The organism is Pantoea sp. SGAir0183, assembly GCF_043545505.1.
On sequence record NZ_CP028053.1, the window covers coordinates 1,192,588 to 1,217,919 of the forward strand.

24 protein-coding genes are annotated in these 25,332 nt (G+C 55.8%); 17 read left to right on the forward strand and 7 right to left on the reverse strand.

Annotated elements, in window-relative coordinates; translation table 11 throughout:
- Positions 1–4: 4 nt before the first annotated feature.
- The gene (gene pstB, locus C1N59_RS05710; protein ID WP_033740860.1) at positions 5–772 is read left to right on the forward strand and encodes a phosphate ABC transporter ATP-binding protein PstB; all 768 of its coding nucleotides are present in this window, start codon (positions 5–7) and stop codon (positions 770–772) included.
- Positions 773–800: 28 nt separating this feature from the next.
- On the opposite strand, the gene purN is transcribed toward pstB, so the two are convergent.
- Both purN and purM read right to left on the reverse strand, forming a co-directional pair.
- On the reverse strand, positions 801–1,439 hold the full coding sequence (gene purN / locus C1N59_RS05715) for a phosphoribosylglycinamide formyltransferase (RefSeq protein WP_006120462.1): 639 nt from the start codon (positions 1,437–1,439) through the stop codon (positions 801–803).
- Positions 1,436–2,476, reverse strand: coding sequence for a phosphoribosylformylglycinamidine cyclo-ligase (purM, locus tag C1N59_RS05720; RefSeq protein ID WP_033740857.1), 1,041 nt, complete (start codon positions 2,474–2,476; stop codon positions 1,436–1,438). Before purM ends, purN begins: the two co-directional genes overlap by 4 nt.
- A 218-nt stretch (positions 2,477–2,694) precedes the next feature.
- On the opposite strand from purM, the gene upp reads away from it, so the two are divergent.
- From upp to hda, 3 genes are all read left to right on the forward strand, one after another.
- The gene (upp, locus tag C1N59_RS05725; protein WP_013026702.1) at positions 2,695–3,321 is read left to right on the forward strand and encodes a uracil phosphoribosyltransferase; all 627 of its coding nucleotides are present in this window, start codon (positions 2,695–2,697) and stop codon (positions 3,319–3,321) included.
- A 156-nt stretch (positions 3,322–3,477) separates the two neighbouring features.
- On the forward strand, positions 3,478–4,767 hold the full coding sequence (gene uraA, locus C1N59_RS05730; protein WP_039339935.1) for a uracil permease: 1,290 nt from the start codon (positions 3,478–3,480) through the stop codon (positions 4,765–4,767).
- 94 nt (positions 4,768–4,861) lie between these two features.
- A complete protein-coding gene (hda, locus tag C1N59_RS05735) occupies positions 4,862–5,569 on the forward strand; it encodes a DnaA inactivator Hda (protein ID WP_162286434.1) in 708 nt (235 codons plus the stop codon).
- On the opposite strand, the gene arsC is transcribed toward hda, so the two are convergent.
- Together arsC and C1N59_RS05745 are read right to left on the reverse strand one after the other, a co-directional pair.
- Complete coding sequence (gene arsC / locus C1N59_RS05740) at positions 5,566–5,913, reverse strand: arsenate reductase (glutaredoxin) (protein ID WP_006120455.1); 348 nt, start codon at positions 5,911–5,913, stop codon at positions 5,566–5,568. The genes hda and arsC overlap by 4 nt on opposite strands.
- A 5-nt stretch (positions 5,914–5,918) precedes the next feature.
- Positions 5,919–7,382 carry a beta-barrel assembly-enhancing protease gene (locus C1N59_RS05745; protein WP_033740854.1) on the reverse strand — a complete coding sequence of 488 codons (1,464 nt, stop codon included), beginning with the start codon at positions 7,380–7,382 and terminating at the stop codon, positions 5,919–5,921.
- Positions 7,383–8,127: 745 nt separating this feature from the next.
- Here C1N59_RS05745 and C1N59_RS05750 point away from each other — a divergent pair.
- From C1N59_RS05750 to C1N59_RS05785, 8 genes are all read left to right on the forward strand, one after another.
- Positions 8,128–8,733, forward strand: coding sequence for a DsrE family protein (locus C1N59_RS05750; protein ID WP_006120453.1), 606 nt, complete (start codon positions 8,128–8,130; stop codon positions 8,731–8,733).
- Between the two features lie 124 nt (positions 8,734–8,857).
- Positions 8,858–9,883, forward strand: a complete 1,026-nt coding sequence (locus tag C1N59_RS05755; RefSeq protein ID WP_162286368.1) for a substrate-binding domain-containing protein — start codon at positions 8,858–8,860, stop codon at positions 9,881–9,883.
- Positions 9,867–10,889, forward strand: coding sequence for an ABC transporter substrate-binding protein (locus C1N59_RS05760; RefSeq protein ID WP_039339928.1), 1,023 nt, complete (start codon positions 9,867–9,869; stop codon positions 10,887–10,889). Before C1N59_RS05755 ends, C1N59_RS05760 begins: the two co-directional genes overlap by 17 nt.
- The gene (locus C1N59_RS05765; RefSeq protein ID WP_133745429.1) at positions 10,889–11,770 is read left to right on the forward strand and encodes an ABC transporter permease; all 882 of its coding nucleotides are present in this window, start codon (positions 10,889–10,891) and stop codon (positions 11,768–11,770) included. Before C1N59_RS05760 ends, C1N59_RS05765 begins: the two co-directional genes overlap by 1 nt.
- The gene (locus tag C1N59_RS05770) at positions 11,767–12,582 is read left to right on the forward strand and encodes an ABC transporter permease (RefSeq protein WP_394550414.1); all 816 of its coding nucleotides are present in this window, start codon (positions 11,767–11,769) and stop codon (positions 12,580–12,582) included. The genes C1N59_RS05765 and C1N59_RS05770 overlap by 4 nt, the downstream gene beginning before the upstream one ends.
- On the forward strand, positions 12,579–13,565 hold the full coding sequence (locus C1N59_RS05775) for an ABC transporter ATP-binding protein (RefSeq protein ID WP_394550415.1): 987 nt from the start codon (positions 12,579–12,581) through the stop codon (positions 13,563–13,565). Before C1N59_RS05770 ends, C1N59_RS05775 begins: the two co-directional genes overlap by 4 nt.
- A gap of 11 nt (positions 13,566–13,576) precedes the next feature.
- Entirely contained in the window at positions 13,577–14,407 is an 831-nt protein-coding gene (locus C1N59_RS05780) for a phosphodiesterase (RefSeq protein ID WP_054687314.1), read from the forward strand.
- Positions 14,408–14,561: 154 nt separating this feature from the next.
- Positions 14,562–16,127 (forward strand): sensor domain-containing diguanylate cyclase, encoded by a 1,566-nt coding sequence (locus C1N59_RS05785; protein WP_394550416.1) that lies wholly within the window; start codon positions 14,562–14,564, stop codon positions 16,125–16,127.
- Between the two features lie 67 nt (positions 16,128–16,194).
- Here C1N59_RS05785 and C1N59_RS05790 read toward each other — a convergent pair whose 3' ends face one another.
- Complete coding sequence (locus C1N59_RS05790) at positions 16,195–17,016, reverse strand: helix-turn-helix domain-containing protein (protein WP_394550787.1); 822 nt, start codon at positions 17,014–17,016, stop codon at positions 16,195–16,197.
- A 248-nt stretch (positions 17,017–17,264) separates the two neighbouring features.
- Here C1N59_RS05790 and C1N59_RS05795 point away from each other — a divergent pair, with 248 nt between their 5' ends.
- The 3 genes from C1N59_RS05795 (at position 17,265) to C1N59_RS05805 (ending at position 21,899) form a co-directional block, all read left to right on the forward strand.
- A complete protein-coding gene (locus C1N59_RS05795) occupies positions 17,265–18,665 on the forward strand; it encodes an MFS transporter (RefSeq protein ID WP_394550417.1) in 1,401 nt (466 codons plus the stop codon).
- Positions 18,666–18,675: 10 nt separating this feature from the next.
- Positions 18,676–20,631: a glycoside hydrolase family 127 protein gene (locus C1N59_RS05800; protein WP_172912995.1), complete on the forward strand. Its 1,956-nt coding sequence runs from the start codon at positions 18,676–18,678 to the stop codon at positions 20,629–20,631.
- 197 nt (positions 20,632–20,828) lie between these two features.
- Positions 20,829–21,899 carry an AI-2E family transporter gene (locus C1N59_RS05805; protein WP_006120437.1) on the forward strand — a complete coding sequence of 357 codons (1,071 nt, stop codon included), beginning with the start codon at positions 20,829–20,831 and terminating at the stop codon, positions 21,897–21,899.
- Between the two features lie 37 nt (positions 21,900–21,936).
- Here C1N59_RS05805 and bcp read toward each other — a convergent pair whose 3' ends face one another.
- Both bcp and C1N59_RS05815 read right to left on the reverse strand, forming a co-directional pair.
- The gene (gene bcp, locus C1N59_RS05810) at positions 21,937–22,404 is read right to left on the reverse strand and encodes a thioredoxin-dependent thiol peroxidase (protein ID WP_394550418.1); all 468 of its coding nucleotides are present in this window, start codon (positions 22,402–22,404) and stop codon (positions 21,937–21,939) included.
- Between the two features lie 144 nt (positions 22,405–22,548).
- Positions 22,549–23,163, reverse strand: coding sequence for a glycine cleavage system transcriptional repressor (locus tag C1N59_RS05815; protein ID WP_369974380.1), 615 nt, complete (start codon positions 23,161–23,163; stop codon positions 22,549–22,551).
- A 110-nt stretch (positions 23,164–23,273) separates the two neighbouring features.
- On the opposite strand from C1N59_RS05815, the gene dapA reads away from it, so the two are divergent.
- Both dapA and bamC read left to right on the forward strand, forming a co-directional pair.
- The gene (gene dapA / locus C1N59_RS05820) at positions 23,274–24,152 is read left to right on the forward strand and encodes a 4-hydroxy-tetrahydrodipicolinate synthase (RefSeq protein WP_033740842.1); all 879 of its coding nucleotides are present in this window, start codon (positions 23,274–23,276) and stop codon (positions 24,150–24,152) included.
- 14 nt (positions 24,153–24,166) lie between these two features.
- On the forward strand, positions 24,167–25,198 hold the full coding sequence (gene bamC, locus C1N59_RS05825) for an outer membrane protein assembly factor BamC (protein ID WP_033740841.1): 1,032 nt from the start codon (positions 24,167–24,169) through the stop codon (positions 25,196–25,198).
- Positions 25,199–25,332 lie beyond the last annotated feature (134 nt).

The window sequence follows — 25,332 nt, forward strand, 5'->3', positions numbered from 1 at the left end:
GACTATGATGCCCGAAACTGATATTGCGCTAACCGTTGATCATCTGTCGCTCTGGTACGGTGAGCGCCAGGTGCTTCAGGATGTCTCGCTGCAACTGCCCAAAAATCGCATCACCGCATTGATTGGCCCGTCCGGCTGTGGCAAATCAACGCTGCTGCGCTGCTTTAATCGTATGAACGACGTGATTGATCGCTGCCGCATTGAAGGGGACATTCTGCTGGATCAGCAGTCGATTATGCGACCTGCTCAGGATGTCTCTGCGCTGCGTCGCCGGGTCGGGATGGTGTTTCAGCGGCCCAATCCGTTTCCCAAATCGGTTTACGAAAATGTGGTGTACGGACTGCGGCTGCAAGGGGTGCGCGATAAGCGCGTACTGAATGAAGCCTGTGAACGGGCACTCCGGGCGGCGGCGCTGTGGGGCGAGGTGAAAGATCAGCTGGCACAGAATGCGCTGACGCTTTCCACGGGGCAGCAACAAAGGCTGGTTATCGCCCGCGCTATTGCGATTGAGCCGGACGTCCTGTTACTTGATGAGCCAACATCCGCGCTGGACCCGATTTCTACCCTGGTGATCGAAGAACTGATGAGTACGCTCAGGCAGCATTTCACGCTGGTGCTGGTCACCCACAACATGCAGCAGGCTTCACGCGTGTCGGATTACACAGCCTTTATGCATCAGGGATCGCTGGTGGAGTTTGACACCACAGACAGGATTTTCACCACACCACAGGTGCGCCGGACGGAAGATTACATCACCGGGCGTTACGGTTGAAAGGGCAGGGAGCCTGGCTCCCTGAGCATTAATCGTGGGCGTAGCCCTGAGCGGGTAAGGGATGACCATCCAGCCAGGCTTTTCCCTCACGCATGGTCAGTCGGCCTTCGGTAAACCAGTTAATTACCAGTGGGTAGATGGCATGTTCCTGATGCTGAACGCGTTCGGTAATCTCGGCCTCGCTGTCTTCAGCAAACACCGGCACCCTGGCCTGCAAAATGACCGGGCCACCATCCAGTTCATCGGTCACGAAGTGCACGGATGTACCGTGCTCCTTATCGCCGTTTTCCAGCGCCTGGCGGTGCGTATGCAGACCGGGGTATTTCGGCAGCAGCGACGGGTGAATGTTCAGCAGACGGTCAGAGTAATGCGCCACGAAGCCCGGACTCAGAATGCGCATATAACCCGCCAGCACCACCAGATCCGGTGCATACGCATCGATCTCACGCATCAGCTGCCGATCAAAACTGTCGCGATCGTTAAAGTCACGTGCATCCAGCGCTTTTGCCGGGATTCCGGCCTCCTGCGCGCGAACTAAACCATAGGCGGAGGCTTTGTTACTGAACACGGCAGCGACGCTGCCGTGAATACGCCCGTTTGCACAGGCGTCGAGGATGGACTGAAGGTTACTTCCGTTACCCGAAATCAGTACAACCAGCTTTTTCATGAATGAATAACCACACGCTCTTCCGAGTCTGAGGCGTTAATCACACCAATTTTCCAGGCGTTTTCCCCGGCAGCACGCATCAGGTCAACGGCCTTATCTGCGTCAGCCGGGCTCAGCGCGATGATCATGCCCACGCCGCAGTTGAAGGTACGATACATCTCATGACGACTGACATTGCCCGCCTGCTGCATCCAGCCGAACACGGCAGGCCACTGCCAGCTTTTCTCGTCAATCACCGCCTGAGTATTGTCGGGCAGGACACGCGGAATGTTTTCCCAGAAACCGCCACCGGTGAGGTGAGCAATCGCGTGCACATCCACCTGCTCAATCAGGCTGAGGATGTTTTTGACGTATATGCGCGTCGGCGCCAGTAAGTGATCGGCCAGCGGTTTGCCTTCCAGTTGCTCAACCAACGGATCGGTGCCGCTGACTTCCAGAATCTTACGCACCAGGGAATAGCCATTTGAGTGCGGGCCGCTTGAGCCCAGGGCGATCAGCACATCACCGTCCTGAACCTTGCTACCGTCAATGATTTCTGACTTTTCAACCACACCGACGCAAAAGCCCGCGACATCGTAATCTTCGCCATGATACATGCCCGGCATTTCAGCGGTTTCGCCGCCCACCAGCGCACAGCCTGACTGCAGACAACCTTCGGCGATACCGGTGATGACCGCCGATGCGGTGTCCACATCCAGCTTGCCGGTCGCGTAGTAATCCAGGAAGAAGAGAGGCTCCGCGCCCTGTACCACCAGGTCGTTAACACACATAGCAACCAGATCGATACCAATGGCATCGTGACGTTTGAGATCCATCGCCAGACGCAGCTTGGTGCCCACGCCATCGGTGCCGGAGACCAGCACAGGCTCACGGTATTTTTGCGGCAGCGCACAAAGCGCACCGAAGCCGCCTAGTCCACCCATGACTTCCGGGCGACGCGTCTTTTTCACTACGCCTTTAATACGGTCAACCAGAGCGTTACCAGCATCAATATCAACACCGGCGTCTTTGTAGCTGAGAGAGGTCTTATCGGTCACTGCGAGGTCCCCACGCGAGTTGCGGTTGGTGGTTTAATATAAAGCGCGGCAATTCTATCAGCGCAGGCAAACGTTTGCGAGTCTCAGATTGCGTCCCCGACAATTTTCATCAATCCTTATTTTATGCGGTGGATTGCGCAAGCACATGTGGCGCGATGTTAAAAAGGCGGTATAATCCCGCGATTTTTTTTAGCTCAACTCACTCCGGGAGAACAACAATGAAGATCGTGGAAGTTAAACACCCGCTGGTCAAACATAAACTGGGACTGATGCGTGAGCATGATATCAGTACGAAGCGTTTCCGTGAGCTGGCCTCTGAAGTGGGCAGTCTGCTGACCTATGAAGCCACGGCCGATCTGGAAACCGAAAAGGTCACCATTGAGGGCTGGAATGGCCCGGTTCAGGTTGATCAAATTAAAGGCAAAAAAATCACCGTTGTGCCCATCCTGCGTGCCGGTCTGGGCATGATGGAAGGCGTACTGGAGCACGTGCCCAGCGCGCGCATCAGCGTGGTAGGCGTGTACCGTGACGAAGAAACGCTGGAGCCTGTACCTTATTTCCAGAAGCTGGTGTCCAACATTGAAGAGCGCCTGGCGCTGGTGGTCGATCCGATGCTGGCGACGGGCGGCTCCATGATCGCCACTATCGATCTCCTGAAAAAAGCCGGCTGCAGCAGCATTAAAGTGCTGGTGCTGGTCGCTGCGCCAGAAGGCATTGCCGCACTGGAGAAAGCGCACCCGGACGTGGAGCTGTACACCGCCTCCGTGGACCAGGGCCTGAACGACAAGGGTTACATCATTCCGGGCCTGGGTGACGCGGGCGATAAGATTTTCGGCACCAAATAGTGACCTGTTCAGGCGGCTTCATGCAGCACCTTGCTGTCAGCCTGCAGGCGCAGGCCGAGCTGCTTTTTTTCGCAACAGCCAATAACCTTCATCAGCCGACCAGAGAGTCGGCTTTTTTTTGACCAAAAACAGACTATCAACTCAAGGGGACTTTTAATGACTCGTCGCGCTATCGGCGTTAGCGAACGGCCGCCATTACTGCAAACGATTCCGCTCAGCCTGCAACATCTGTTCGCCATGTTCGGCGCAACGGTGCTGGTACCCATCCTCTTTCATATCAACCCGGCTACGGTACTGCTGTTTAACGGTGTCGGGACGCTGCTGTATCTGTTTATCTGTAAAGGCAAGATCCCCGCTTATCTGGGATCCAGTTTTGCCTTTATTTCACCTGTTTTACTCCTGCTGCCGCTGGGCTACGAAGTGGCGCTGGGGGGATTTATTCTCTGCGGCGTGCTGTTCTGTCTGGTCGCGTTGATCGTCAAAAAAGCCGGTACCGGCTGGCTGGATGTGATGTTTCCGCCTGCTGCAATGGGCGCTATCGTGGCGGTCATTGGTCTGGAGCTGGCGGGCGTCGCAGCAAACATGGCAGGCCTGCTCCCTGCTGAAGGTCATGCGCCTGACGGGACAACCGTGCTGATTTCGCTGGTCACCCTGGCCGTCACCGTTTTTGGCTCGGTGTTATTTCGTGGCTTTATGGCCATTATCCCGATTTTGATCGGCGTGCTGGTGGGCTACGCGCTTTCCGCTTTTATGGGCATTGTGGACTGGCGCGGCGTGGAAAGTGCGCCGTGGTTTGCATTACCGACGTTTTATACGCCGCGTTTTGAATGGGTGGCGATGTTAACGATCCTGCCCGCCGCGCTGGTGGTGATCGCCGAACACGTGGGCCACCTTGTGGTCACGGCCAATATTGTTAAGCGTGATCTGGTCCGTGATCCCGGCCTGCATCGTTCCATGTTCGCCAACGGTTTATCGACCGTCATTTCGGGTTTCTTTGGATCCACGCCAAACACCACCTATGGTGAAAATATCGGCGTAATGGCCATTACCCGCGTTTACAGCACCTGGGTGATTGGCGGCGCGGCCATTTTCGCGATTTTGCTCTCCTGCGTGGGCAAACTGGCAGCGGCTATACAGGCGATCCCGGTGCCGGTCATGGGCGGCGTCTCCTTGCTGCTGTACGGCGTCATCGGTGCCTCCGGTATTCGTGTCCTGATCGAATCCAAAGTGGACTACAACAAAGCGCAAAACCTGATTCTGACCTCCGTGATCCTGATCATTGGCGTCAGCGGCGCGAAAGTGCACATCGGTGCCGCCGAGCTGAAAGGGATGGCGCTGGCGACGCTGGTTGGCGTTGCGCTGGCGTTGATTTTCCGCGTCATTTCCCTGCTGCGCCCGGAAGAAGTGGTGCTTGATGCAGAAGAGACACGCGACACATCGTCATGATGAAGGCCTGAAGACGCGGGCAGGGACGCCCGATTCATCTCTTCGCAAAAACTATGATAGACTGCCCCCGATTTTTGCCTGTTCGCTTGCTGAGGTGCTTCTGAACACGCCGGCACAATTGTCATTGCCACTCTATCTACCTGACAACGAAACCTTTGCCAGCTTCTGGCCGGGGGAAAACCCCTCGCTGATCGCTGCGATCAAGGGGGCGCTAAGCCAACAACATGGCAGCTATCTCTACTTCTGGTCGCGCGAAGGAGGAGGGCGCAGCCATCTGCTGCACGCTGCCTGCGCTGAAATGTCCGCGCGTGGTGAAGCCGTGGGCTATGTACCGCTGGATAAGCGCACCTGGTTTGTTCCAGAGGTGCTGGACGGCATGGAACAACTGCCGCTGGTTTGCATCGACAATATCGAATGCATCGCGGGAGAAGAAACCTGGGAAATGGCGATTTTTAATCTCTATAACCGCATCCTGGAAACCGGCAATACCCGGCTCTTTATTACCGGCGATCGCCCACCGCGTCAGCTGAACCTGCATTTACCCGATCTGGCATCACGGCTCGACTGGGGGCAAATCTACCGTCTGCAGCCGCTCTCCGATGAAGATAAGTTACAGGCTTTACAGCTTCGCGCCGGACTGCGTGGGTTCGAACTGCCTGAAGACGTCGGCCGGTTTTTACTGAAGCGGCTGGATCGGGAGATGCGCACGCTGTTTGATACGCTGGATCGTCTGGATAGCGCCTCTATCAGTGCGCAACGCAAACTCACGATCCCGTTTGTTAAAGAAACGCTTGGGCTTTAAAGAATCGCCAGTACCGCCTCGGGCGGACGGCCTAAGCGGGCCCGATCGCCATTGATCACAATGGGCCGCTCAATCAGAATGGGATTTTCCACCATCGCGTCCAGCAAAGCGCTTTCGCTTAACGCTGCCTGATCCAGCGCCAGGGCGGTATAGGTCGGTTCGTTGCGGCGCATCAACTGACGCGCGCTCTCCATGCCCAGTTTCTGCAGCAGAATCTGCAACGTCGCTTTGTCGGGCGGCGTCTCCAGATAGCGCACAATCACCGGCTGGATGCCACGCTGCTCCAGCAGTGCCAGAGTTTCCCGACTCTTACTGCAACGGGGATTATGATAAAGCGTCACCATACTGCTTATCCTTTCTGATATTGCTTGAAGCGTTGCTGCAACTGGCGCAACTGATCGATGCGCGCATCATAACGCGCCTGTTTCAGGCTCCCCAGCGGCACCTGGGCACTGGCCTGGCTCAGGGCACTGATGGCCTGAGCGATCTGACCATTTAAGGCCAGACTTTCGGCACGGGCAAACAGCTCTTCGTCGGTATGGCCCTGCTGTGCTGAAGCCTGAGCCAGCAAATCCCATCCGTTGGTGTCATCTTTGTGTGTCCATGTATAGCGGTTCAGAATGCGGCTGGCATTGGCGGGTTGCTTCGCTTCAACATAAGCGTTCGCCAGGTTGAGCTGAACGACCGGGCTGGTTTTAGCCGCCTGCGTCGCGGTCAACAGTGCAATGGCCTGCTGTGGCTGATTCAGGCCGATATCAATATCCGTCATCAGGTCAAGCAGCCAGACGTTTTCAGGCTGCTTAGCCAAAAGTGGCGTCACAATCCTTTTGGCTTCGCCATAGTTTTTGGCCTGCAAAAACTGCACCGCCTTACCGTACCGGGAAGCCAGCTGCTCGCGTGCATTACCGTTGGCATACTGGTTCAGTAACTCATCGGTCAGTTGATTACGGCCGGTCGGATACATGCCCAACGTGCGCACCTTTGCCAGATAAAAGTCCTGAGAAGACTGGACTACCACCGCGCGCATCTGGTTTGCCCGGTTGCGCGCATCGGCGAGACGGCTGTCTGGTAAGGGGTGAGTCAGCAGAATTTCAGGCGGTTTGGAAGAAAACCGGCTCTGATCGGCCAGTTTTTGCAGAAAGTCCGGCATGGCCTGCGGGTTAAAGCCCGCGCGCTGCAAAACCTGAATACCAATACGGTCGGCTTCCTGTTCGTTATTCTGCGTAAAACTGATGATGCCCTGCTGGGTACCCGCCAGTGTACCGGTTAAGGCGGCCATGCCCGCCTGTGGGCTGGCCATCGCCAGCAGGATCGAGCCCAAAGCCCCTACCCAGGTCAGCGGGGCATTGCGCTTTTGATCTTCCATCGCCCGCGCCAGGTGGCGCTGCGTCACGTGGGAGATCTCGTGCGCCATCACCGAGGCCAGCTGGCTTTCAGTATCGGTGAAGCGGAATAGCGCGGCGTGCAACACCACATTGCCACCAAAAAACGCAAAGGCGTTAAGTTCATCATTTTGAATCAGGAAAAAGTGGAAAGGCGTTTTAACCGCGTCCGCGTGAGAAACCAGCCGTTGACCGAGCTGATTGATGTACTGATTTAGCAGGGGATCGTTAATCAGCGGGGCGCTGGCACGTAGTTGCCGCACATAGAAATCCCCCATCTGCAACTCCTGATTAATCGACAGCGTAGAGCCTGCGGTCGTGCCCATATCCGGCAGGGAGTCGCTGATATCCGCCTGCGAGGTCAGCGGACAGGATAACGTGAGTGCAGGGAGTAGCGCAGCAATCAGCGTTTTTTTTAACCGGTTCAACATGCCTGAATCCTGTAATGAATCCCTGAATGGGACAGGTAAGCCGCTAATATGTTCTGTTTTACCCACGAATAGCGAGGCGTTCTGCGTATCTTAACCACAGGGCATGAAGAATGAAATGACGTTATCGCGCCCACTGCGCGGCAGGATTGTGATAATGCTTCAAACCTGACGAAAAAATTTGACGGTACAATGATCTGCAAAGCGCCTGAATAACAGCCTGTCCGGATGAAAATGGCCGACAACGTTGGCATAAACGCAAGGGCCGAATACAAAGATACATGCGGACTGACATGCGGGCCGGGTAGCCACAAGGCGGACGCGCTGAAAAGCAACAAAAAAACTGAACATACTGGCCATTTTCCCAGGTATTCTCTGAAAAAAAGGCCCTGTACCGTAACGATTATCAGAAAGGTAAATTAAAAATATTGATGGTGAAAATGCCTTTATTGCCGACAGGCTATTTATGGCTGGCAAGGAAGCGCCAGGAAATCGCGTTATCCAATCAGGAACCGTGACACGCTTTATGAACCATCTTAAATAAGAAAGAAAAAACACGGTCGATAAAAAATACTTTTTATCACGCTCCGTTTTTATTTTATGGCCGTCCCGACAAAATGCTATTAAGAATTTCAGCTGCTCTCCGCGCTGTACCACTGTGATATAGATAAGCCGCCGTCATCTTCAGGAGCCGCCGACGTTGCGGTAGCACGGTATACATCAGATTTAAACAGCAGGAGAGTGAGTGATGCGACCAGCAGCCTTTATTGTGGTAGCGGCGGTAGCGGGATTTATTGGCGGGAATGTTATGCAGTTGCCAGTATTAGTCGACAAGGTCAGCGGTAAATTTGCCAGTAAAACAGAACCCAGTGATTACTGGAGCACTCCGGCCATTCAGGGCTATGGAAAAATACATTATGTGGATACACCCGCGTATAAACCCGGCACGGTAGCGGATCTCAGTAATAAAATTGTTTTTCAAATTAATCGCAGTGAAGGCGATATTCGTCGGCCTAATCTGGGGCTGGAGCGCGTGGCACGCGTCACGAATCTCTATTACGCCGCAGGTGTACCGTTAGATAAACTGAATTTCGTCGTGTCAATTAACAGTGATGCCGTTCCCGCCGCACTGAATAATGAACAGTTTCATAAAGCATACGGGGTGGATAATCCTAACCTTCAGTTAATTAGCGCACTGGAAAAGGCGGGCGTGAAAGTGTCCATTTGCGATCAGTCAGTGGCGTTTCACCATTTCGAGCGTGACTGGATTGATACGCGCGTCACCCACACGATCTCCAGCGGCACCACCGTTGCCACGCTGCAAAACCAGGGTTATGCCTTTTTGATGCTGTAAGTCTCGCGATGGCGGTGCGCGCCGCTGTCACCTTAACGTCATCTTTCCGCGATGTGCATGTCATAAAACGCCTTTAGTGTAAGCGCCAATGAGATCGATCTCATTGGCGACTGACGAGGGTGAAATGAGTGACTTAATTCGTGTGGCAGAACGGGCTGGGGTTTCGCGCGCCACCGCCGCACGTGCCTTTTCCGATCCCCATCTGCTTAAACCCGGCACGCTGAAAAAGGTGCTGGATGCCTCGGAAGCACTGGGTTTTCGCCCCAACCATATTGCGCGCCAGCTCCGCACGCAGAGTTCGACCACTCTGGGCGTACTGCTGCCATCACTCAGTAACCCGGTGTTTGCGTTACAGCTTCAGGCGATGGAGCACCAGGCCCGGCTGGCGGGTTATGGCCTGCTGGTCGCGACAACGGATTATCAGCCAGAACGTGAGGCGGCGATCGTTGAACACATGCTGCGTCAGCGCGTAGCAGGGATGGTCCTGACCGTGTCAGATGCTGACAGCAGCGCCGTATTACCCACCCTGGCTGAAGCCCGCATGCCTTTCGTTCTGGCGCATAACATGCCGCAGAACACCGCCTGGCGCAGCGTCTGTGTGGATAACCGCCGGGCAATGGCAGAAGCCACTGCGCACCTGATCGCGCTGGGCCATCGGCATATTGTCATGGCGGCAGGGCCGATGTTGCAGTCTGACCGTGCACGTCAGCGCTACCTCGGCTATTGCGATGCGATGCAGCAGGCAGGCTTTACGCCCAGCGCGCTGGTTGATATGCCCAGCCACATTCACGCCCTGTTCGATCCCTTTTTACCGTTGATGACGGGCAGCGATCCGCTGACCGCCGTAATTTGCAGTAACGACCTCCTGGCCATCAGCCTGATGGGGGCGGCCGCGCGTGCAGGCATTAACGTACCGCTACAGCTGTCTGTTATGGGCTTCGATGGTATTGCCATCGGTGAACAGCTTTCGCCTTCACTGGCCAGCGTGGTGCAGCCCAGCGAGCGGTTGGGTGCCTGCGCCATCGATATGCTTCTCGATTCGTCTGCTGAGGCTTCGCGCTTACTGGACCACCACCTGCGTTCAGGCGAGAGCATCGCAGCAATTTTTCATTCTTCAACATCAGGAAAACATCATGTCTACACACAATAAAATTGCGCTGTTTGCCAGCGCGGCGTTGCTTACCGCCTGTGCATTATCCAGCCCGCTGGCGCAGGCCGAGGAGAATGCGATTTGCTACAACTGCCCACCGGAATGGGCGGACTGGGCGACACAGCTCCAGGCGATCAAAAAAGACACCGGTATTGTCGTGCCGCAGGATAATAAAAACTCCGGCCAGGCCCTGGCGCAGCTCGTCGCCGAAAAAAATAACCCCGTCGCCGATGTGGTGTATTACGGTGTCAGTTTTGGGATTCAGGCGGCACAGGCGGGCGTGGTGACCGACTACAAACCCGCCAACTGGGATCAGGTTCCGGCAGGGATGAAAGACCCGCAGGGTAAGTGGGTCGCGCTGCACTCTGGCACCATGGGGTTTATGGTTAACGTCGATGCTCTGGGCGGCGCGCCGGTGCCAACGTCCTGGGACGACCTGCTGAAGCCAGAATACAAAGGCATGGTGGGTTATCTGGATCCCGCCAGTGCGTTTGTCGGTTATGTCGCCGCCGTGGCGGTGAACCAGGCGAAAGGGGGCACGATGCAGGATTTTACCCCCGCGCTGACGTGGTTCAAAAAGCTGCAGGCCAACAAGCCGATTGTGCCTAAACAAACCGCCTATGCCCGCCTTATCTCTGGCGAAATCCCGATTTTGCTGGATTACGACTTCAATGCCTATCGCGCGAAGTATAAAGATCACGCCAACGTCGTCTTTGTCATTCCTCAGGAAGGCACGGTGACGGTGCCTTACGTCATCAGTCTGGTAAAAAACGCCCCGCATGCTGCCAATGGCAAGAAAGTGATGGACTACGTGCTGTCGGATAAAGGGCAGGCGATTTGGGCTAACGCCTATCTGCGCCCGGTGCGGCCTTCTGCGATGTCCGCAGAGGCTAAAAAGCGCTTCCTGCCCGACAGCGATTACGCGCGCGCCCATACTGTTGACTACCAGCAGATGGCTGATGCACAGAAAGCCTTCTCTGCCCGTTATTTGAGTGAGATTCGGTAATGGCCTTGTCGAATGCCCGCAGCGGTTTACCGGTGGCCTCGCGCCACCGGTCTCGCCGACGTGAGCAGGGGGCCAACTGGCCATGGATGCTGCTGCCGGCCTTACTGTTTTTTGCCGCCTTCTGGCTGTTGCCTTTTGCCCGTTTATTACAGATGGGCATGACGTCGGATCGCAGCACCCGGCACAGTGGTTACTGGACAGTGATTACCCAGCCCCAGTATCTGCAAAGCCTGTTTAACACCGTCCTGTTGTCGCTGGCGGTCACACTGGTCACGCTCGCGATTGCCAGCGTGGTGGGCTGTTTTCTGGCTCGCCAGCGCTTCGCCGGGCGCGGCACCTTACTGGCGTTGCTCACGTTCCCCCTGGCGTTCCCCGGCGTGGTGGTCGGATTTTTAGTGGTGATGCTGGCGGGACGGCAGGGCGTGCTGGCGCAGATCAGTATGCAACTGGTTCATGAACGCTGGACGCTGGCCTACTCGCTTACGGGGCTGTTTATTGGCTATCTCTACTTTTCACTGCCCCGTGCCATTGTCACGCTGGTCGCCGCCAGTGAAAAACTGGATCGTTCGCTGGAGGAGGCCGCTCGCTCATTGGGCGCCAGCCAGTGGCGCATTATTTGTGACGTGATTGTGCCGGGTCTGAAACCGGCACTGCTCTCCAGCGGTGCACTGTGTTTTGCCACCAGTATGGGCGCATTCGGCACCGCCTTTACGCTGGGCACCGACCTGAGCGTACTGCCACTCACGATTTACGGCGAGTTTACTAACTATGCCAACTTCGCCACGGCGGCGGCGCTGTCGGTGGTCATGGGCGCGGTGGCCTGGCTGGGATTGATGCTGGCACGTGTACTGACCCAATCCCGGGAGGAGAAGACCTCATGAAACGGCGTGGACTGTTCTGGCTGCAAATCGCGATCACGACGCTGACCGCCCTGTTCATGATTGTGCCGGTGGTGTTATCCATGCTGGCGGGCGTCACGCAAAACGACTTTGTCGGCCTGCGTAGCGGGCTGACGTTGAAGTGGGTTGAACAGGTGTGGGACATGTACAGCGACACGTTTTGGCTGTCGCTGATGATCGCGGTGAGCTGTTTGCTTGTCACGATAGTTGTCGGCGTGCCCGCCGCCTGGGGATTACTCAAGTCGCCATCGCGCTGGTCGTCACGTATTGAAGAGTGCCTGATGCTGCCCGTGGCGCTACCAGGCCTTGCGACGGCGCTGGGGATTATCCTGCTGTACGGCCAGTTTTCCGGCCTGCGCGACAGTTGGGTCTTTATCCTGATTGGCCATGTGCTGTTTACGCTGCCGTTTATGATTCGCCCGGTTCTGGCCGTGATGCAGGCTATCCAGTTGCCCCGACTGGAAGAGGCAGCCGCCAGCCTGGGGGCAGGCTTCTGGCAGCGTTTTTTCACCGTAGTGGTTCCCAACTGCCGTAACGGCATTCTTGCCGGGGCTTTTATGGTGACGACGCTGTCGGTCGGCGAATTCAATATTACCTGGATGTTACATACACCGCTGACCAAAACGCTGCCTGTGGGCCTGGCCGACAGCTATGCCTCCATGCGGCTGGAAGTCGGCTCGGCGTACACCTTGATCTTCATTTTAATGATTTTACCCCTGCTGCTGATGCTTAACGCCTGTAATCACTGGCTTGAACGTCAGTCACGTCAGCCACTCAGCGAGGAAAAGGCATGAATAACGATGCTGTTAACGTTACGTTGCGCGGCTGCGCGCGCCGTTTTGCGCACCACCAGGCGCTGCATCCTCTGGATCTCAGCGTGCACGCTGGCGAAACCCTGGTGCTGCTGGGGCCATCGGGCTGTGGCAAAACCACGACGTTGCGCATTATCAGTGGCCTGGAACGTACCGATGCGCCGGGTGAAGTCTGGTTTGACGATCGCAACGTGACCGATTTGCCGATTGAAAAACGTAACGTCGGGATGGTGTTCCAAAACTATGCGCTGTTTCCCAATCTCAACGTGGCGCAAAACGTGGCCTACGGCCTGAAAGTGCAGGGCGTCCCGCGTGCCGAACGCGAGGCACGAGTCCAGGAGATGCTGGAACTGGTCGATCTGACTGCACTGGCCCAGCGCCATATCGATAAACTCTCTGGTGGTCAGAAGCAGCGCGTTGCGCTGGCAAGAGCCCTGGCGGCCCGGCCTAAAGTGTTGCTCTTTGATGAGCCGCTGGCGGCGCTGGACGCCAAACTGCGCGAACGCCTGCGCGCAGACATCGGCGATCTGCTAAAAAAGCTGGCGATTACCGCCGTCTATGTGACGCACGATCAGCAGGAAGCCATGGCACTGGGCGACCGCATTGCGGTCATGGAGCAGGGCCGCCTGGTCCAGATTGCGACGCCGCAGGCCATTTATCAGCGTCCGGCTTCGCGCTTTGTGGCGGACTTCGTGGGCGCGATTAACTGCATTGAAACCGATGAGCAGGGGCAGCCGGTGAGATTCTGTCGTCCAGAGGATGTCCTGCTGGCAGAAGCGGGGCGCTATGCCCGACACGGCTGTATCGTCGCCAGCACCTTTCTCGGTGCCTCTCAACGTCTGCAGATCGATATTGGCCTGGATAAGCCCATCCAGGTCGAGCGTCACGCGCGCGAAAACTGGCATGCCGGGCAGCGTATCAGCTGGTCACTGGCCGGGCAGGCCGCGCTGGAATTTACCGCTTAAGGAGTGAAAGAGTGTCCGCTAATCCTACGCTGATCGCACAGATCAGTGACTTACATATTAAAGCGCAGGGGCGTTTGTCGTATAAGAAAGTCGATACGCACACGGCGTTACTGCGGGCCATCGCCACGCTGAATGCACTGCAACCGCGTCCTGACGTGGTCGTGATTACCGGTGACCTGGTGGATTTCGGCACCGCCGCAGAGTACCAGACGCTGCGCCAGGCGCTGGAGGGGCTGGAACGGCCCTTTTACCTGATGGCAGGTAATCATGACGACCGTCAGGCCCTGCGGGCCGCGTTTCCCGATCACACTTATCTGCAACAGGGCCCGACGCTCAACTGGCGGCTTATCGTCAGGGACGTCCAGCTACTGGCGCTGGATTCCAGCGTGCCGCACCAGCCATGGGGTGAACTTGATGATCGGCAGCTTCGCTGGCTGGATGACGCACTCACTGCGTCACCAGACATGCCCACATTGGTGATGCTGCACCATCCGCCGTTTGTCTGCGGTATTGATCATATGGACCGTCAGCGATTACGTCAGCCCGAAGCACTGGCGGCGATTATTGCCCGCCATCCCCAGGTTGAACGGGTGCTGTGTGGGCATGTACATCGGGCTGTTCAGACGCGGTTTGCCGGCACGCTGGCCTGTATTGCGCCCGGCGTTTCTCACCAGGTTGCGCTGGATCTGCAACCGGATGGCCCGGCCAATTTTGTGCTGGAACCGGCGGGGTTTTTGCTGCATCGCTGGCAACGGGAGCAGGGCATGACCACCCACCAGTGCGCAATCGGCGACTACGACGGCCCCTGGCCCTTCTATGACGAAAACGGTTTAATCGATTAAATGCGCGTCAGGGCGATTTTTTGAACTGTACTGTGCTTAAGCCTGCTCAAAATGTCCTACAGCGTGTAGACTTACAGGCTGTAGAACCGCGATATGATAAAAACAACAGAGCCAGGCACAGCACAATGAATTTTCGCACTGTGGCGTCAACGCCATGTTAATGAATTTCCGTCCAAGAGCTGATTTACGCACGCTTATTGCGCTGCTGGTCATCATCAGCATCGTTATCACCCTGGCCAATAATTTATATGCCACATGGCGCGTGCAGCGCATGGTGCTGATCGACAGTACGCTGGAAGCCAACCGCGCCTACGCGGCTAAGCTGGCCTCGACCAGTGAGGTTTTTTTTCGTCTGGCGCAGTCACAGTTGCACTTTAGTGCCAATGTACTGGGAAAGGATTTCGATAACGAAGAACTGTTAAAAACGGAAGTGAATCGCCTGCGCGAGCAGACGGACAGTTTTAACTCGGTGGCCGTCGTGGATGAAAACGGTACGGTGCGGGCCATCTCGCCGGAGTCGCTGACCCTGACCGGCATGCACCTGACCAGTGATGCGTCACGTGAAGCGCTGCAAACCCGGCAGCCCATGATCAGCAAGCCCACGGTTTCCGCCGCCAATAACCTGCTTATCTTTGTTTCATGGCCCATCTGGAACAGTCAGGGACACTATCTCGGTTATGTCGGCGGCACCATTTACCTGAAAAAGAAAAGCATTCTGAATGCCCTGCTGGGTGAACAGTTTTACCGGGACGGCACCAGCGTCTTTGTGCTCGACAGCAATAATCAGGTGCTCTATCACCAGAACCGGCAACTGGTTGGCAAAACCATACCGCCGCTGTTGAGCGACCGCGAACGGCAGGAAAAAGACAACGGTTCACTGGTGTTAACGGAAACCGACAAACCCACCCGGCTGGCGGGCTATGCCATCGTTCCGACCACGGGCTGGATGGTCGTGGCGCTAAAACCGGTAGACGCGACGTTGCAACCGCTGTCGGGTCTGATACTTAAAGTCCTGAAACACTCGGTTCCCTTCGCGCTTCTGACCTTGCTGGTGGCGGTGATTCTGGCCCGGATGATCGCTATGCCGCTCTGGCAACTGGCCCGCAAAGCCAGCAAGATTGATGGTCAGAGCGCCACCAACGATATCGGCGGCATTCATGCCTGGTATTTTGAGGCGGCGCAGGTGAAACGTGCCCTGCTGACCGGTATCGGGCTGGTGCAGGATAAGATTGGCCGTCTGAGTTCTGAGGCACAAACCGATCCGCTGACTCAGCTCCTCAACCGACGTGGCCTGAATGCCGTGCTCGATTATTTCCAGACGCTGCAACAGCCTTTTGCCGTGCTGGCACTGGATATCGATCATTTCAAAAACGTTAACGATAACTGGGGCCATGACGTCGGCGACCGGGTGATCCAGCAGGTGGCCAAAACGCTCCAGCAAAGCGCCAGAAAGCAGGATATTGTCAGCCGTAACGGCGGGGAAGAGTTCCTGATGCTGTTACCGGATACCAGTCTGGCCGACGCCGAGGCCATCGCTGAGCGCATACGTCTGAGCATCGCAGGCGAGGCGGTGGAAAATGTCGGCAATATCACGCTCTCAATTGGCGTGGCCGAATGGAGTGCACGCCGCGTGCCGCTGGAAACCAGTCTGAAGCGTGCCGACGATGCGCTCTATCAGGCCAAAAACGCAGGACGTAACTGCACTGTCGTCGCGAAATAGCGCGAAAGCGGCGCACCCTTTTCATCGTCTGAAGGCAGAAACGATGCCCGATGCAGCAGGGCTGCGCTCAGGAATTGATATGTTCCCGGCAGTAGCGTCGCTTCCAGCTGGCGGGCGTTAAGCCCGTTAGCTTGCGAAAAATCTGGCGAAAGTATCCGACATCATTAAAGCCACACTGACGCGCCACATCGGTTAACGAGAGGGAATCCCCAGTCAGCAATTTTTCTGCCATGACGATACGCTGGCGGTGAATGGCTTCCGTCAGCGTTAAGCGGAAAACGCGCCGGTAAACCCGCCCAAGGTAATCTGCATTACAGTGCAGCGTTTTCGCCAGACCCGAGGTGGACAGGGGCAAATGATACTGCGTGCGAATCAGCTGATTCGCCTTCCAGGCCAGATCGGCACCGGGGCTGTCAACAGTGTTCTCTTGCATGGCCGGGACGGTAAGCTGCTGCAGGATAAGCAGTAAAATACACTCCAGCGCCACGCTACGGTGAATATTCTGCTGTTCACTGAGAAACTGCCGGAACAGGGCAATGACATAAGCCGGATCGCCTACGCGCGTATGTTGAGGAAGGTGCAGCAGGCTCTGGTGTAACGTTGTCTGCAGTACAGGATGTTTCAACCAGTCGAAATGCAGCCAGTAAAATTTCAGATCAGGCGGAAATACGCCTTCTCCCACATGCCAGTGCCCGGGCCTGAGCAGTAAACTTTCTCCCGCCGTCACGCGAAACAGCACGTCGTCCTCACGGATAGTGAGTTGCCCACGCTCAACGAAAATAATTTCCCAGGAGGTCAGTCTGCGCGCCGGATGTGACCCTGTCCCGCGCGAAATAAACAGACCGCCGTTTTGCACCCGAACCGGAAACGCGATGGATAAGTCGAACATCATGATGCTTTTTCCCGCTGCTGATAGCGTTTTTTAGACTCTTCTCCCTGATTATTAACTAAAAATAGCCGCCGTATCTGATCAAGCTCACAGTTTAATGCTCAGGTCGGAATCCTCCCTTTTTTATACTTTTTCGTTCTCTTGTGGGTTAGCCGATTCCTGACAGAATACATCGGGTAAGGCGCCAAAACACCGATAAGCCCGTTATAAAGCGGGCAACCCTCTCTGTCCTGCATGAGGAAGACTTTATGACGTCTACGACACTTGAACAGAACACACTGGCGCAGTCGAACACACAGCAGATACTGTCCCTGCGTGAAAAAATCGGCTACGGACTGGGTGACGCCGGTGGCACCGTCATTACCTGCCTGATAACGAATTTTCTAACCTTTTTCTATACCGATGTGTTTGGCTTGACGCCAGCGCTGGTCGGTACGCTGTTTATGGTGCTGCGCATTTTTGATGCGATATCAGATCCGGTGATGGGCGTGATAGCGGACCGCACGCACAGCCGGTGGGGCCGCTTTCGTCCCTGGCAACTGTGGATAGCCCTGCCTGTCGGGATTATTGGCACGCTGACTTTCACCGCGCCCGCGCTTAGCATGGACATGAAACTGGTCTGGGCCTTTGCGACCTATCTGCTGCTCTCACTCAGCTATACCGCCATCAATGTGCCCTATTGCGCGCTGATTAACACCATGACGACGCGCCACTCGGAAGTGTTGTCCTGTCAGTCCTGGCGCTTTGTATTGTGTGGTGTGGCTGGCTTTCTGGTCTCAGTAGGGCTGCCGTGGCTGGTCGCTGAACTGGGAAAAGGAAACGCGGTGCTCGGCTATCGCGCAGGGGTCGGGATCCTGTGCGGACTGGCGGTGGTGATGTTTCTGTGCTGTTTCTTTTGGGTGCGGGAGCGCGTACCGCTGGATACGTTGGGCAAGTTCACCCTGCGGGAACATCTGGCCGGGTTACGCAAAAACGATCAGTTGTTACTGATGCTGCTGATGTCCTTTTTGCTGATTAACGTCTTCAACATCCGCGGCGGCGGCTATATGTACTTCATTACCTATGTCCTTCAGGGAAGCACGGCCTATACCTCCCTGTTTTTTACCATGGTGACCTTAGCCTCTATTTTGGGCTCGTTCATCGTGAATCCGCTTTCCAGACGCATTGATACCGTCCGGCTTTACTTCTGGACCAATATCGTGCTGGCGGCGGTGGCGCTGTGCATGTGGTTTCTGCCGGTTGGGTCGGCGTGGCAGAGTCTCTGGCTGGTGGTCATTCTGAGTAATGGTGTCATTCTTGGGTTTACCCTGCCGCTGCACTTCGCCCTGATGGCCTTTGCCGATGACTATGGCGAGTGGAAAAACGGCGTCCGGTCATCGGGGATGAATTTCGCTTTTAACCTGTTCTTTATCAAGCTGGCATGGGCATCCAGTGCCGTCATCATCAGCCTGCTGTTTATTGCGGTGGCCTATAAACCGGGCACAGGCAATCAAACCCCGGCTTCGCTGCATGCGATTACCGCCATGGAAACGCTGTTACCGGCCCTCTTTCACCTGCTGCTGGCCTTTGCCGTCCGTGCCTGCAAGCTGACTAACCCGATGATGGCGCAGATTTCGCATGACCTGCGTATTCGCCATGTCCAGTCTTAAGGAGAGCATGATGTCTGTAAATGAAGTCGATCTGCATAAGCTCCAGATTCACGATCCGTTTCTTGGTCAGTATCAGCACCTGGTGCGGGACGTGGTGATCCCTTATCAATGGGCCGCGCTCAACGATCGTATTGACGACGCCGAACCGAGCCATGCCATAGCTAATTTCCGCATTGCAGCGGGCCAGCAGACGGGCGAATTCTATGGAATGGTGTTCCAGGACAGCGACGTGGCAAAGTGGCTGGAAGCCGTGGCCTGGTCACTGTGCCAGAAGCCGGATGCTGAGCTGGAGAAGACCGCCGATGAGGTCATAGAGCTGGTCGCGGCGGCGCAATGTGAGGATGGCTATCTCAACACCTATTTTACGGTAAAAGCCCCGCAGGATCGCTGGACGAATCTGGCCGAGTGTCATGAGCTCTACTGCGCCGGACATATGATTGAGGCGGGCGTAGCGTTTTTTCAGGCCACCGGCAAACGACGACTGCTGGCGGTGGTGTGCAAACTCGCCGATCACATCGACAGCGTGTTTGGCCCCGGCGAGCAGCAGCTGCACGGTTATCCTGGCCACCCGGAGATCGAACTGGCGCTGATGCGGCTGTATGACGTGACCCAGGAGCCGCGCTACATGGCGCTGGCCGACTATTTTGTCACGCAGCGGGGAACGCAGCCGCACTTCTATGATGATGAGTACCAGAAGCGTGGTCAGACGTCGTACTGGCACACCTATGGGCCCGCGTGGATGATCAAGGACAAGGCTTACAGCCAGGCGCACCAACCTCTTGCGGAACAGCAGCAGGCGGTGGGGCACGCCGTGCGCTTTGTCTATCTGATGACCGGTGTCGCGCACCTCGCACGGCTGAGCCAGGATGAATCGAAACGACAGGACTGTCTGCGTCTGTGGCACAACATGGCGCAGCGACAGCTCTATATTACCGGCGGCATCGGTTCGCAGAGCAGCGGTGAAGCGTTCAGTAGCGATTACGACTTACCGAACGATACGGTTTATGCCGAAAGCTGTGCCTCGATTGGGCTGATGATGTTTGCCCGTCGCATGCTGGAAATGGAGGCGGACAGCCAGTACGCCGATGTCATGGAGCGCGCCCTGTATAACACAGTGCTGGGTGGTATGGCGCTGGACGGAAAACATTTCTTTTACGTCAATCCGCTGGAAGTCCATCCGAAAAGCCTGCCTTTTAATCATATTTACGATCATGTGAAACCGGTTCGTCAGCGCTGGTTCGGCTGCGCCTGCTGCCCACCCAATATCGCCCGTTTGCTGACCTCTCTCGGCCACTATATTTATACGCCGCGCGAGGATGCGCTGTTTATCAATCTCTATATTGGTAACCGGGTCGAGATCCCGGTTGGCAATCAAACGTTGGGCCTGCGGATCAGCGGTAATCTTCCCTGGCAGGAAACCGTCACAATCACCATCGATTCCACCCAGCCTGTGAACCATACGCTGGCCTTGCGCCTGCCCGACTGGTGTGCGTCGCCGCAGATTACCTGTAACGGGACGGAAGTGAATGAGGCGGCGCGCAAAGGTTACCTGTATCTGACCCGTCACTGGCAGGAAGGCGATACGGTAACGTTAACCCTGCCCATGCCGGTGCGCCGGGTTTACGGCAATCCGCTGGTGCGCCATGTGGCGGGCAAAGTGGCCGTTCAGCGCGGGCCCTTGATCTATTGCCTGGAACAGGCGGATAACGGCGAGCAGTTACATAATCTGTGGCTGCCTGCGTCGGCGACATTCCGTACCTTTGAAGGGAAGGGGGTTTTTGCGCACAAGGTGCTGATTCAGGCGGAAGGGATCAGAAAAGCGGCGCGTGAACCTGAGCAACAGCTGCTATGGCATTACGATCAGGCACCTGCGCTGGCGCAACCCCAGACCTTAACCTTTATTCCCTGGTTCTGTTGGGCCAATCGCGGAGAAGGGGAGATGCGTATCTGGGTGAATGAGGCCTAACGGCGTCATCTCTGCCAGCAGCCGGGCCCGGTGTCCGGTCTGAATTGCCGCAGGCGCGATCTGATTCGTAGCGTCTGCGGTGTTCAACGATCTGCCGCCAGCAGCGAGGATTTTTCGTCAGCGCGGTTTTCGCGCCTTTTCAGCCCCCAAATATCCGGTACAATCGTGGCCCCTTATGACGTCATGGACCCAACGGCATGCTGGCTTTATTGATTCAATGGTACAAACGCCGTTTTAGCGACCCACAGGCGATTGGCCTGCTGGTGATTCTGCTGGCGGGATTTTGCATTCTGTTCTTCCTGAGTGGCCTGCTGGCACCATTGCTGGTGGCCGTGGTGCTTGCTTATCTGCTTGAGTGGCCAACCGTGCGCCTGCAACGTATTGGCTGCACGCGCAGCTGGGCCACCAGCATTGTGTTGGTGCTGTTTGCCGGCATCCTGCTGGTGTTAGTGCTGATCGTCGCGCCTGTGGCGTGGCAGCAGGGCATTAACCTGACGCGGGATCTGCCTAACATGCTTAACAAGCTCTATCTCTACGCGGCCGGTTTGCCCCGACGTTTCCCGGCGCTGGTCGATGCCGGCATTATTGATGTGATTGTCGAGAACCTGCGTGGTCGTCTGAGCGGCGTGGGTGACTCACTGGTGAAATACTCACTGGCCTCGCTGGTCGGGTTGATGACGCTGATGATTTATCTGGTGCTGGTGCCCCTGATGGTGTTCTTTCTGCTGAAAGACAAAGACCAGATGCTGAACGCCGTGCGGCGTGTTCTGCCGCGAAACCGTGGTCTGGCCGCCGAGGTGTGGCAGGAAATGAATCAGCAAATCACCAACTATATTCGTGGCAAGGTGCTGGAGATGATCGTCGTCGGCATCGCCAGCTGGCTGGCGTTTCTGTATCTCGGTCTCAACTACTCTCTTCTGCTGGCGGTGCTGGTGGGCATATCGGTCCTGATTCCCTATATTGGCGCCATGCTGGTAACGATACCGGTCATTGGCGTCGCCCTGTTTCAGTGGGGGCTGGGCACCGAATTCTGGACATTGCTGACCGTCTACCTGGTCATCCAGGCGCTGGACGGCAATGTGTTAGTTCCGGTGTTGTTCTCCGAAGCGGTTAATTTGCATCCGCTGGTGATTATATTATCCGTGGTGATCTTTGGTGGATTATGGGGCTTCTGGGGTGTATTTTTTGCGATTCCGCTCGCCACGCTGGTGAAGGCGGTGGTGCATGCCTGGCCGGATGCCACGCTTGACGAAACGCTGAGTCGGTAAACAATCAGGGCGCGGTTTTCACCGCGCCCTGAGAGGCTCATGCAGACTTAAGATAGTCCATCACGATGTCGTGGTGATTGGACGTTTTGAAATCGTCGAACACTTTTTCAATCTTGCCGTTGGCATCGACCAGGAAACTGATGCGGTGGATGCCGTCGTAGGTTTTACCCATAAAGGTTTTTTCACCCCAGACGCCAAACTGCTGGCATACCTGGTGATCTTCGTCCGACAGCAGCGTGAAGTTAAGCAGATCTTTTTCTGCAAAACGTGACAGCTTTTCCGGTTTATCCGTACTGATTCCCAGGACTTCAACGCCCGCCTTTTTTAGCTCATCCATGTTGTCACGCAGACCACATGCCTGAACGGTACAGCCTGGCGTCATGGCTTTAGGGTAAAAGTAGACCAGAACGCGCTGACCCTGGAAGTCGGCTAAATTCACTTGTTCGCCATCCTGATCGGGCAAGCTAAATTTCGGTGCGGTATCACCGGCTTTCAGTGGATTCATCACATCTCTCCATTTTTTCGGTTCATGCTGTGGTTAATACACCATGAGGCGAGAAACAGCCAAATGGAAAATTATCAATTTCAGACGGTTTCCTCACCTGACCGTACTTTTAACGTAGCAGAACAGTCTGCGAGGCGCTCGTCTTTACCTGCCGGGTACAACCAGTTCGTGGGTGTCCGCATCGCTCAGACTGTAAAGCCGTAACGAACCCTGTGCATTCAGTTCCTGACATAACGCATTAAACGCCAGTTCAAATGCCGGGCCGTCGCTGCGCGTCGGGCTGTGTGCCGTCATCTGAATATAGAGTGTGGCGGGCTTGCCGTGTTGAGCAGGCTGAATACGTGAAACCAGTTCCGCAATGTTCATCTGGTGCTTATCGGTGAGATCCGTAAAGCGCTCAATGATATGCGGTGAGTCAGCTACCTCGACCTGGATAAAGGCCGTGTCGGGCATCGGAGGGCGTGCGGTAGCGTGCGTACGCTTCATCACGATCAGCAGTTCCAGCTCTGCGCCTTTGAGCGGGAGCGTGGACTCAATCAGCGTGATCGCGTTCCAGCTGCCGGACAGCAGCATAATGAACGTGAATTCATCCCCAAGCATAGCAAGGCGACTGTCTTCGATGTTGCAACCGCAACTGCTGACGTGGCGAGTAATCGTATTAACGATACCCGGACGGTCAACACCCAGAGCGGTGATCACCAAGTGATGGGGTTGAGATTGCGACAAAATAGGATTCCCTGTGCATTTGCTAATAACCATAAGGTAAACATAAAAAAAACTGCTGACAAGCGCGGGAATAGCGGAGCTTGCTTGCTTTTCCCTAAGTGTAAACCGTACCATGAAGCACTTGTTTGTCGAGGGGATCGCCAATGTTTACGGGAAGTATTGTTGCACTCGTTACGCCGATGGATGACAAAGGTAATGTCTGCCGTGCGAGTTTGAAAAAACTGATTGATTACCATGTCGCCAGCGGTACTGCGGCGATCGTTTCCGTCGGCACCACCGGCGAATCAGCCACCCTGAGCCATGAAGAACATGGTGATGTGGTGCTGCAAACCCTGGATCTGGCGGATGGGCGTATTCCCGTGATTGCCGGCACCGGCGCCAATGCCACAGCGGAAGGCATCTCGCTGACCAAACGATTTGAAAATTCAGGCGTTGTTGGCTGCCTGACGGTCACACCTTACTATAATCGTCCTACCCAGGAAGGCTTATACCAGCACTTTAAAGCGATTGCCGAGAGCACCAGCCTGCCGCAGATGCTGTATAACGTCCCTTCCCGTACCGGTTGTGATATGTTGCCGGAAACTGTTGCCCGTCTCGCTGAAATCAAAAATATTATCGGAATCAAAGAGGCAACCGGGAACTTATCGCGTGTCAGCCAGATCCAAGAGCTGGTTGATGATGCGTTCATCCTGGTGAGTGGCGACGACGCCAGCGCACTGGACTTTATGCAACTGGGCGGTAACGGCGTCATTTCGGTGACGGCAAACGTAGCAGCACGCGAAATGGCCGAACTGTGCAAACTGGCACAGCAGGGCAATTTCGTTGAAGCTCGCCGTCTGAATCAGCGTCTGATGCACCTGCATCAGACGCTTTTCTGTGAACCTAATCCAATCCCGGTTAAATGGGCGGCAAAACAGCTAGGATTAATCGCTAATGACACGCTGCGTCTGCCAATGACGCCACTGACGGCGGTTGCACAGCCAAAAGTGGAGCAGGCGCTGGTGAAAGCGGGTTTGCGATAATTTAGGGAGTGTGAATGAATTACTCAGTAAAGCGGTCAACGATTGCAACGGTGGTGGGGCTTTCCACCCTGATGCTGTTGTCGGCCTGTTCGAACGATCAGCGTTATAAGCGCCAGGTCAGCGGTGATGAATCTTACCTGCAGGCCAGCGGGCTGCGTGAGTTAAAAGCGCCGCCGGGCATGATTCTGCCTGTTCAGAACGGCGAATACGATATCCCACCGTCAACCAGTCAGGCACCGGTTGGCAAGCAGCTGGATATCCGTCCACCGGCGCAGCCGCTGGCCTTGATGAACGGCTCACGCGCGCAGTTCAGCAATAACACCGGCGCACTGATTTTCGACAACAACCGTGGATCAATTTGGTCGCAGGTTGTGGGCGTTGTGCAGGCGAAAAACTTCCCGATTGCGTCGCGCAATGACGCCGGACAGCAGCTGACCACCGACTGGGTGCAGTGGAACCGCGCAGATGAAGACAAGCAATATCGCGGGCGTTACCAGATCAGCGTGAAATCACAGAGCTATCAGCAGGTGCTGACCGTGCGTCTGCTGGAACTGCAGCAGGAAGGCACTAACATCACCTCGCCAGAGCAGATCCAACGCTATACCGCGCAGATGCTGAATGAGATTGCGGCGGGCATGGACAAGGTTGCCACGGCGAATGAAAACGCCGCAGCGGGCCGCGTGAACGGTGCGATTGATGTGCAGAGTGCAGCGGATGATACCGGCCTGCCTATGCTGGTGTTACGTACGCCGTTCAACGTCGCCTGGCAGCGCCTGCCTGCGGCAATGAAACGCGTCGGCATGGACGTCACGGACACGACCCGTTCAACCGGCAGCATGAAAGTGACCTACAAAGCGCCGGGCAGCAGCACCTGGGACAGCCTTGGCGCCAAAGATCCTGAACTGCCAAACGGCGATTACAAGGTTCAGGTTGGCGATCTCGATAACCGAACCAGTCTGCAATTCATTGATCCTAAAGGCCATGTGCTGACGCAGGCGCAAAACGATGCGCTGGTGTCGGTGTTCCAGGCCGCAATGAACAAATAAAATTACCCCAGGCCGGAGATTCTCCGGCCTTTTTATTTTGTTTTTTGGCATAATAGCGCACGTCGAGGTAATCGATTGCGTCACGGCAATCGACCTGAATATGTTGCCTCAGAACCGGATCTTTCATGTTTGGA